A 1244-nucleotide genomic window follows, 5' to 3' on the forward strand; every position below is an offset into this window, starting at 1 on the left:
GAGTACTACCTCGCACGCGGCATGAAGGTCGACGACTTCGCGGCGAACCTGTCGTTCTTCTTCTCCAACGGCATGGACCCGGAATACACGGTGATCGGTCGCGTGGCCCGTCGCATCTGGGCCCGCGCCATGCGCGAGCGCTACGGTGCCAGCGCACGCAGCCAGATGCTGAAGTATCACATCCAGACCTCCGGCCGCTCGCTGCACGCGCAGGAAATCCAGTTCAACGACATCCGCACCACGTTGCAGGCGCTGTACGCGCTGTTCGACAACTGCAACAGCCTGCACACCAACGCGTACGACGAGGCGATCACCACGCCGACGGAAGAGAGCGTGCGTCGTGCCGTCGCCATCCAGCTCATCATCAACCGTGAGCTCGGCCTCAATTTCAATGAGAACCCCTGGCAGGGTAGCTACGTGGTCGACGAGCTGACCGACCTGGTCGAAGAAGCGGTCTACAAGGAATTCGAGGCGATCAGCGAGCGCGGTGGCGTGCTCGGCGCCATGGACACGATGTACCAGCGCGGCAAGATCCAGGAAGAGTCGATGTACTACGAGCACAAGAAGCACGACGGCTCGCTTCCCCTCATCGGCGTCAATACCTTCCTGCCGAAGGACCACGGCGGCGAGATCTCTACCGAGATCGAACTCATCCGTTCCACGGAAGAAGAGAAGGGCCAGCAGATCGACAACGTGCTGCTCTACGGCCGCGCCCGCAACAGCCTCGCCCCGGAAAGCCTGCGCACCCTGCAGAAAACCGCACGCGAGCGCCGCAACGTGTTCGAACAGCTCATGGACGCGGTGAAGAACAATTCCCTCGGCCAGATCAGCCACGCCCTCTACGACGTCGGCGGCGAATACCGCCGCAACATGTAATCGCCTAAGCTCCCTCGATACATATCGAGGGAGCGATCGATGTCGATCCAGCGCAGGTCTTCTGTGGGAGCCGATTCATCGGCGATGGGTGCTAGCGCCAGGGCCATGTTTCTCGCCCTGGCGCTTTCCATCGCGTCGCTGACCGCCCGCGCCCAAACCCCGCCCCACGACACCTTCACCCTAACCACCACAACCCCCGCCGAAACCCGCCACCTCAACGTCTACAAACCCCCCGGCTACGACACATCGACCGACCGCTACCCCGTCCTCTACATGCCCGACGGTGGCCTTCAGGAAGACTTCCCCCATGTGGCGAAAGCGCTCGACGAGGGAATCCGCGCCGGCGAAATCCAGCCACTCATCCTTGT

General features: G+C 62.4%; 2 protein-coding genes. Both read left to right on the forward strand.

Annotated elements, in window-relative coordinates; all coding sequences use genetic code 11:
- Nucleotides 1–876: methylmalonyl-CoA mutase family protein (locus AC1DT2_RS23835; protein ID WP_477299165.1), on the forward strand; the 876-nt coding region annotated here is incomplete at its 5' end.
- Nucleotides 877–981: 105 nt separating this feature from the next.
- The coding region (locus AC1DT2_RS23840) for an alpha/beta hydrolase-fold protein (protein ID WP_477299167.1) at nucleotides 982–1244 on the forward strand (263 nt) is incomplete at its 3' end.

The organism is Luteibacter sp. P4_E6, assembly GCF_056401535.1.